This window comes from Corallococcus exercitus, assembly GCF_003611585.1.
GTDB classification, from domain to species: domain Bacteria; phylum Myxococcota; class Myxococcia; order Myxococcales; family Myxococcaceae; genus Corallococcus; species Corallococcus exercitus.
Window position 1 is genome coordinate 25,110 of the sequence record NZ_RAVW01000049.1, and the last position, 7,414, is coordinate 32,523.

Genomic DNA, 7,414 nt, shown 5'->3' on the forward strand with positions numbered 1-7,414 from the left:
GGGGGAGCACCGCGAACTTCTCTCCCGATGGCCGTTTCGTGGCCTGGGCATGGATGACGGCAAGGTGGGCATCTGGGGCGTGAAGCCAAAACCCTAGCGCCGGGACAGAAAAGACTGACAGACAAACGTGAGCGCACGCTAGCCTGCTTCTCATGCGCTTGACTGCCTTCTGGCTTGCCCTGGCATTGCTGACCGCCTTACCCGCCTACTCCCAGCCTACCGAGACTGCTCGTGACCTCGAGGTCGAGGACTGGCTATACCTCGGGTCAGCAGACGAGGCGACCCGGATGGCGTGGGTTCCGGACGGCTCTGGCCGTCTGTTCGTCTCGAGGATGTCTGGAGAAGTCGTCGTCGTGATGAACGGGGCGGTGCAACCGACCCCATTCATTTCCGAGTCATTCACTCAGGGCCACAATCAGGAAGGCCTCTTGGGCATGGCCTTCGATCCGGACTTCGCGAACAACCATTACGTCTATTTCTTCGCGGCGATGCCGAGCTTCACGTTGCAGATCTTCCGGTATACCGACGTCGGCGGCGTGGGCGTGAACCGCACCGTCATCGTGGACGGCATCCCTGGGGGAGCGCTCGACTACGACGGCGGAGGGCTCACCTTCGGTCCAGATGGAATGCTGTACTTCGGGGTAGGGAGTCTCCATGCCTACCGCGAAGAAGACGACCTGACGAAGCCTTCGGGCAAGATCCACCGCGTGCGTCCGGATGGCTCCGTGCCCACCGACAACCCGTTCTACGATGGGACGGGCCCCAACGTGGACAGTGTCTGGGCGCGGGGATTCTGCAATCTCTATGGGCTGGTCTTCCAGCCGGGAACCGGGCGCCTGTGGGCCAACGCCTCGGGCCCGGGAGCCCTCCAGATCTTCAGCGTCAGCCCAGGCGATCACGCAGGCTGGGGCAAGTATGAGAACAACCAGCCTGCGGGCTACCTCGCGCCGATGTATTCATACCTGCCCGGTGTCTTTGACGAGTATTGGTTCACGCCGACAGGCGCGGTGCGGCAGAACGGCGTCGCGACCTTCACGATGATCGACGACAACTACCTGGAGTCCTATTCCTACCGCAAGGGAACGCGGCTCCTGATCTCCGACGTGGAGGACCCCAGCTTCAACGGCGAATTCTACGTCACGGGGCATCCCTCCTCGCGGTCGTTCACCGTGGACCAACCGGAGCCGGATGCGGTGAGCGGAGGCGGGCAGCTCAAGCGGTGGCCTCAGGGCGAGTTCGTCATGGGAGGCATGTTCTATGAAGGGACACGCTTTCCCGCGAGCTACTCCGGCAATTACCTGTACACGGACTTCCGCGGGATGCTTCATCGCATCCGGTTCGCGGCGGATGGCTCCGTGGCCACGGAGGACATCATCGTCAATCGTGAGCCGGGCGGTGGCTTCGTTGATGTGAATGAGGGACTGGACGGCGCGTTGTATGTCCTCGGCTATTATGGCTGGATTCTGCGGGTCACCCCGGTGCCAGGAGGTCAGGCCGTGATCGTGTCGTCCTCGGATCTCGTCATCCCGGAGGGCGAAACCAAGACGGTCATGGTGTCCCTGGCAATGCCGCCCATGGTGGACGTCTGGGTCAAGGTGGAGGCCCAGGGCGGCGGGGGCGACCTGTCCGTGGTGGAGGGCGGATCGCTTCGTTTCACGCGTGAGAACTGGAGCGTTCCTCAATTCGTGACGTTGGGCGCGGCGCAGGACGCGGATGCGGACGTCGAGCACGCGGCCTTCACGTTCACGCCGTCGCAGGACTTCCCCGTGGTCACCGTCCACGCTCACACCGAGGAGGACGAGGTTCCGGAGGAACCTGGCAGTGACGGCGGCGTCGACGGCGGTGCGGGAGTGGACGCGGGGACCCTTGAAGATGCGGGGACCGCGGAGGACGCGGGCAGCCTCGCAGATGCTGGGACGCAGGTAGACGCAGGGACCGTGGAGGACGCGGGCACCCTCGTGGACGCGGGCACCGGACTTGATGCGGGCACCCGCCACGACGGCGGCACGGTGCCCGTCCACATGGAGGATGAGGCCGGCGGATGCAGTGCCGGCGCCACCGCGCTTCCAGGCGTCCTGGGCTGGTGGCTGCTCGCGGGGCTCGTCTGGAAGCCCCGTCGCGCCCGGCGGTGACACGTCCCTGGCAGGGGGGCCCTTCTCTCAACGGTGGAATCGGCTCCGCGCCGCCCTGAGGAAGAGCGCCCCTGCGAGCGCGACGATGAGTCCGGCGACGGCGAGCACGCTGACGCCATCGTATTTCGACAGGTCGAGCACGATGACCTTCCGGGCGATGGCGATGAGGGCGACCTCCAGGACGATTTCAACGTGAACGACGTTGTCGCGCAGGTACGCCTTGATGGTCTCCAGCAACTCCACGCCAATGAGGATGAGGAGCACGAAGCCGAAGATCTCCAGCAGTTCATCCACCTCCAGCAGGAGGATGGGCGGCGTGATGATGTCCTTGACGATGATCCACCCCAGCTCCAGGGTGGAGAGGGCGAGGACCACCATCATCATGACGATGATCGAGACGACGACGGCGCGCTCGAACTTCTTGATGAACAGGCTCAGTCTTCCCCCTGGAGAGGGAGTGCTTTCAGTGCTCACGGGCCGTCCTCCTTCTCCTGTGGAGCCCGGACGCCTGGTGACGAGCGCGCGCTCCGTCAGGTCTCCGCTCCGCTGCTCCCTTCCCGGTACACACGCGTGCTTCTCCCCGGAGCGAAGTTGGGCGTCGTGAACCGGGCTGGCAATTCTCCAGAGGGGGCTCCGCCTCCTGCTTGGGGATGATTAGCGTTCACCCAACGGGAGGTGGACGTGGCGAAGCCGCGCCAGGCGGTCCGGAAGCAAGCTCGCGCGCCGCATGAGCGGCGGCATGACACCGCGCTGCTCATCATCGACGTCATCAACGACCTGGAGTTCCCCGGCGGGGAGAACGTCCTGCCCTGGGCGCTGCGCATGGTGGAGCGCCTGAGCCCCTTCGCCGAGCGGATGCGCAAGGCGGGCGTCCCCGTCATCTACGTCAATGACAACTTCGACCTGTGGCGCAGCAGCTTCACGGACGTCTACAAGCACTGCACCCGGAAGGACAGCCGAGGCCAGCGGGTCGCCCGCGCGCTCAAGCCCCAGCCGGACGACTACTTCATCCTCAAGCCCAAGCACTCGGCCTTCTTCGCCACGTCGCTGGTGCCGCTCCTGGAGCACCTGGGCACGAAGAAGCTGCTGCTCGCGGGCATCGCCACCAACCTGTGCGTCTTCTTCAGCGCCCACGACGCGCACATGCACGAGTACAAGATCACCGTGCTCAGCGACTGCTGCTGCGCGGAGAGCGACAAGGACCACGACCTGGCCCTGGATCAGCTCCAGCGCTTCTTGAGGGTGCGCGTCTGCCGGGGCGACGAGGTGCACCTGGAGCCCCGCTCGCGCCGCCGGGCCACGCGCCGGCCCCCGCCGGAATTCAAGTGACGGGGGCCGACTGACGACAGGACCGGCTCAGACGTCCTTGTCGTCGTCATCCTTGTCATCATCGTCGTCATCGAGGATGTGGCACTTGCCGGCGTCCTCGTCGAGCGCCTTGCCGATGAACTCCTTCACCAGGTCGTCGCCGTTGAAGACCAGGGAGAAGTCGACCGTCTCGCCGCCGACGTCCTCCTTCTTGTCCAGGTGAAGCTTGCCGCCCAGCGCCGTCGCGCTCCCGTCGACGTGCGCGCCCGCGGGCACCCGCACCTCGCCGCCGATGGACACCACGTCGCCCTTCACCCGAGCGCCGGGCTCCAGGATGACGCGGCCCCGGACGGCGGCCACGTCGTTGTCCACCACCGCGCCCTTCTTCACGATGACGTCGCCGTCCACCGCGACCGCGTCGTGGATCTTCTCCCCGGGCTCGACGACCAGGTTCGTGCCCTGGACCGCCTTGCTCCCGTCCTTGACGTTGACGCAGATGGTCTTGGCGGGCGCCTTGGACGGCTTCTTCGCCGGCTCCGCAGCCAGCGCGGGCACGGCCAGTGAGCAGGCGAGGAGGAGGGTGGGCAGGAGCGGGCGACGCATGGCGGAGACCTCCAGGACGCGGAAGGGGAGCGGCATGCCCTTCCTACGGCCGGCCGCCTCCCCCATTGCATCCGGTGCCCCGCCTCAGCCGAGCACGCCCTTCGCCGCGTCGATGGCCTCGTGCGTCCCCGCGAGCGCCAGGATGTCACCCGCGCGCAGCACCTCCTGCGCGGTGGGCACGAGCACGCCCGCTTCGCCCCGGCGGATGGCCAGCACCGTGGCCCCCGTCATGCCGCGCAGGTTGAGCTCCGCCAGGGTGCGGCCCACCGCCGCGCTGGCCTCGCCGAGCGCCACCGACTCCGGCTCGCCAATTCCAGGCAGCAGCTGACGCACCCCTTGCAGCACGTCCTTCGGCGGCTCCTCCTCGTCGCCCTTCGCGTGGGACTGCGCCGCGAGCGCCTCCACGATGACCTGCGCGCCCGCGCGCATGTGGCCCTGCAGGTGCGTGGCGCTCTTCCAGAAGGCGAAGCCCATCACCCCCAGGGACACCAGGAGCAGCACCGCGCCGGGCACGCCGGGCAGGAACGGCTGGGTGATGGCCATCACCGGCACGCTCACCATGAAGACGCTGGCCAACTGGAGCGCCACCACCAGCATCCGGCGCGGCGCCGCCGCCAGGTCCACCTTGCCGTTCGCGGCCGCCGGGAGCGCGCCCTCCGCCAGGATGCCCCCCAGCCTGCGCCCCATCCGGACGATGCCCACGCAGAAGGGCAGGGCCAGCGCCACGGCCAGTCCAATGGCGACCCAGGGCGTCAGCGTCTTGCCCCAGCCCATGCGCTCGTCGATGAACACCGTGATCCGGGGCAGCAGCACCGACGTGCCGATGACGATGAGGGTGACGAACGCCGCGTCCAGCAGCATCAGCATCGCCATGCGCCGCACGCGCGCGCCCACCGTCTTCTGGCGCGGCGACGTGCGCAGGTTCTCCACCCAGCTGCCGTACAGCGACGCGAACGTCTGGAGCGGCGCGGGCAGCTTGCGGTCCACCCAGTTGGCGATGGGGCCGGACGCGCGGATGAGCCACGGCGTCGTCAGCGTGGTGATGGCCGACACGGCGACCGCCACCGGGTAGAGGAACAGGCCGGTGGCCTTCAGGGACAGGCCCAGCCCCGCGATGATGAAGGAGAACTCGCCAATCTGGGACAGGCTCAGGCCCGCCTGCACGGACGTGCGCGTGCCGTTGCCGGTGAAGAACGCGCCCAGCGACACGCTGAGGATCTTCCCCACGATGACCACGCCGGTGAGCACCGCGATGGCCGCCCAGTGCTCGCGGATGAGCGCCGGGTCGATGAGCATGCCCACCGACACGAAGAACACCGCGCCGAACAGGTCGCGCACCGGCTGCACCAGGTGTTCAATCTCCTTGCCCTCGCCGGACTCCGCCACCAGCGAGCCCGCGAGGAACGCCCCCAGCGCCACCGAGTAGCCGAACGCCTGCGCCAGCAGCGCGATGGCGAAGCAGATGCCCACGCTGGTGACGAGCGTCGTCTCCGGCCGCTGGAGCCTGGTGATGGCGCGCATGACTCGCGGCACCACGAGCAGGCCAATGGCGACCAGCCCCACGAGGAACGCCGCCAGCTTGCCCACGGTCAGCGCCAGGTCCCACGCGGACAGGCCGGAGCCGGTGGACACCGCGGTGAGCATGGCCATCAGCAGGATGCCGATGAGGTCCTCCACGATGAGGATGCCCACCACGATGCCCCGCAGCGCGCCCCGGATGTTCTGCTCGTCGAACGCCTTGGCGATGATGGTGGTGCTGGAGATGGCGATGCAGCAGCCGGTGAACAGGCTCTCCAGCATCGTCCAGCCGAAGGCGCGGCCGGTGATGAAGCCCAGCCACACCATCACGCTGCACTGGATGACGGCGGTGAGCCCCGCGGTGGGCCCCACCTGGAACAGCTTGCGCAGGCTGAACTCCAGCCCCAGGGAGAACATCAGCAGGATGACGCCCAGCTCCGACAGCGTCTGCACGATGCCCGGGTCCGCCACCAATGGGACGGGGACGTGCGGCCCGATGATGAAGCCCGCGAGGATGTAGCCCAGCACCACCGGTTGGCGCAGGCGCTGGAAGAGGACCGTGGTGACCGCCGCGACACAGAGGACGGTGGCGAGGGCTTGGAGGAACGCGTGGGCGTCATGCATGGGAAGGCGCCTCTGGAGGTGATGGGGCTCTCGATGCCCGGCCCCGCCCGCGTCGCGCGGGGCCGGATCCACAGGAAGTTAGGGCGGGCTCAGGCGCATCGCTCGAGGGCGATGGCTCCGCCGATGATGAGCAGGCACATCAGGCCGCTCCACAGGAGGCGCGCGCCCTGCCACTGGTCGTGGGTGGCGCCGCCCTGCTGAGGCTCCGGCGAAGGAGTGGGAGTGAGCTCGGGGGAAGGGGACGAAGACATGGAACAAGGCCTCGCGCGGCCGCGAAGGGCGCACCGCGTGCTGGAAGGATTGCGTTGGAAGAAGGGCCTGCCCGCCTGGCCACCGGGGAACACACCGGGCCGTCAGGGCGCGGGGCCCGCGAACGAAGACGAAGGAAGGGAACCGCTCAGCCCTGGACGGGCGGACCCTGGGCCGGGCAGTTCACCGTCCGGGGACGGTCCGCCAGCGGCGTGAGCCGGGAGGGCAGCGCGCGGGCGAGCAGACCCTGGGCGTGCGCCAGCATCCGGGCGTCGTAGCGCGCGAGCACCGCGCGCAGGGTGTCCCACCGGGGAGCGTGGGGCGTCGGAGGACGGAGGCTGACGCTACCGCGATCCACCTGATCGCGAGGGCCCGGCTGCGGCGCGCCCACGTGGGACCCGTGCAAGAGCCCCGCTTCCTCCCCGCCCAGCTTCGGGCTGGAGGACGGACGCGACGCCTCAGCGGTCCAGGACGCCGCCACGTCCGCGTGGGTCCCCTGGGCGAGCCCGGACCGGGGCCCCGCCATTCCCAGGAACGCGGCCAGCACCGCCGCGCACACGACCGCCGCCACGGCGAACCGGGTCTCGCGGAGGGCTTCACGCCCGGTGTGGGAAAGGGCCGGCGTCATGGGTGGGGGCGCTAAGCGTGTCGCACCGGATACGACAGTCGGTGGACGACACAAAACCGCGTCAGCGGAAGGCCTTTATACGCACCCTGGGGATCGCGCACCTCGGAAAATCGCGCCCTTGGCGTGGAAATGGTCACGCGGCGACGCACTGGGATGATTTCAGCCGGCCTCGACATTGACGTTGCCACCCCTCAGGCGATATCCCTTTCGGCAATAGAAAATGAGAACCATTCTCAACTTCGACGACGGATTGGGTGCTGCCCCGACGCTGCCTCAAGCTGTGACCGCCCGTGTGGATGCGGTGCGGGCTCCCGTGGGGCTCTTCCAGTCCGCGACCGCGTCAGTGGAGGGT

The 7,414-nt window shown here is 68.2% G+C and carries 7 protein-coding genes; 2 read left to right on the forward strand and 5 right to left on the reverse strand.

What is annotated here, in order from left to right; translation table 11 throughout:
- Nucleotides 1–152 precede the first annotated feature (152 nt).
- Nucleotides 153–2,132 (forward strand): PQQ-dependent sugar dehydrogenase, encoded by a 1,980-nt coding sequence (locus D7W79_RS09135; RefSeq protein ID WP_120524960.1) that lies wholly within the window; start codon nt 153–155, stop codon nt 2,130–2,132.
- 27 nt (nt 2,133–2,159) lie between these two features.
- Here D7W79_RS09135 and D7W79_RS09140 read toward each other — a convergent pair whose 3' ends face one another.
- Complete coding sequence (locus D7W79_RS09140) at nt 2,160–2,606, reverse strand: phosphate-starvation-inducible PsiE family protein (protein WP_208729676.1); 447 nt, start codon at nt 2,604–2,606, stop codon at nt 2,160–2,162.
- A 207-nt stretch (nt 2,607–2,813) separates the two neighbouring features.
- On the opposite strand from D7W79_RS09140, the gene D7W79_RS09145 reads away from it, so the two are divergent.
- Nucleotides 2,814–3,461: a cysteine hydrolase family protein gene (locus D7W79_RS09145; protein ID WP_171433815.1), complete on the forward strand. Its 648-nt coding sequence runs from the start codon at nt 2,814–2,816 to the stop codon at nt 3,459–3,461.
- A 27-nt stretch (nt 3,462–3,488) separates the two neighbouring features.
- Here the strand turns inward: D7W79_RS09145 and D7W79_RS09150 are convergent, their stop codons facing one another.
- The 4 genes from D7W79_RS09150 to D7W79_RS09160 form a co-directional block, all read right to left on the reverse strand.
- Entirely contained in the window at nt 3,489–4,043 is a 555-nt protein-coding gene (locus tag D7W79_RS09150) for a polymer-forming cytoskeletal protein (protein ID WP_120524965.1), read from the reverse strand.
- Nucleotides 4,044–4,127: 84 nt separating this feature from the next.
- Nucleotides 4,128–6,185 (reverse strand): monovalent cation:proton antiporter family protein, encoded by a 2,058-nt coding sequence (locus D7W79_RS09155; RefSeq protein ID WP_120524961.1) that lies wholly within the window; start codon nt 6,183–6,185, stop codon nt 4,128–4,130.
- A gap of 89 nt (nt 6,186–6,274) precedes the next feature.
- Nucleotides 6,275–6,436, reverse strand: a complete 162-nt coding sequence (locus D7W79_RS43590) for a hypothetical protein (protein ID WP_158616927.1) — start codon at nt 6,434–6,436, stop codon at nt 6,275–6,277.
- A 146-nt stretch (nt 6,437–6,582) separates the two neighbouring features.
- A complete protein-coding gene (locus D7W79_RS09160; protein ID WP_147441861.1) occupies nt 6,583–7,062 on the reverse strand; it encodes a hypothetical protein in 480 nt (159 codons plus the stop codon).
- Nucleotides 7,063–7,414: the final 352 nt, after the last annotated feature.

Coding starts and splice junctions, on each gene's coding strand:
- D7W79_RS43590 (WP_158616927.1), bottom strand. CDS start 6,436: ATGTCTTCGTCCCCTTCCCCCGAGCTCACTCCCACTCCTTCGCCGGAG.
- D7W79_RS09160 (WP_147441861.1), bottom strand. CDS start 7,062: ATGACGCCGGCCCTTTCCCACACCGGGCGTGAAGCCCTCCGCGAGACC.
- D7W79_RS09150 (WP_120524965.1), bottom strand. CDS start 4,043: ATGCGTCGCCCGCTCCTGCCCACCCTCCTCCTCGCCTGCTCACTGGCC.
- D7W79_RS09155 (WP_120524961.1), bottom strand. CDS start 6,185: ATGCATGACGCCCACGCGTTCCTCCAAGCCCTCGCCACCGTCCTCTGT.
- D7W79_RS09135 (WP_120524960.1), top strand. CDS start 153: ATGCGCTTGACTGCCTTCTGGCTTGCCCTGGCATTGCTGACCGCCTTA.